This is a genomic window from Hymenobacter piscis (genome assembly GCF_018760735.1).
In the GTDB taxonomy this organism is placed as follows: domain Bacteria; phylum Bacteroidota; class Bacteroidia; order Cytophagales; family Hymenobacteraceae; genus Hymenobacter; species Hymenobacter piscis.
The window spans coordinates 1-202 of sequence record NZ_JAHHZN010000065.1 but is presented as its reverse complement, the minus strand read 5'-3'; the positions used below and the strand labels follow the sequence as shown (position 1 = coordinate 202).

Annotated in this window: 1 protein-coding gene; it reads left to right on the top strand. The window is 60.9% G+C overall.

What is annotated here, in order from left to right; genetic code table 11:
* A partial coding sequence (locus KLP40_RS21105) for a transposase (protein WP_215595816.1) occupies positions 1-185 on the top strand: 185 nt, incomplete at its 5' end.
* Positions 186-202: the final 17 nt, after the last annotated feature.

Sequence of the window (202 nt, the reverse complement as noted above, 5' to 3'; positions counted from 1 at the left end):
CGCCCAAGGCCAACCGCCTAGACCAGCGGGCCTATGATGAGAACCTGTATGCGGACCGCAACAAAGTCGAACGCTTCTTTGGCCGGCTCAAGGAGGCGCGGGGCTTTGCCACCCGCTACGAGAAAACGGCCACCTGCTTCTTAGCCAGTGCTCACCTGCTCGCCGCCCTCGATTGGCTCCGATGACTGTCCACACACTCTAA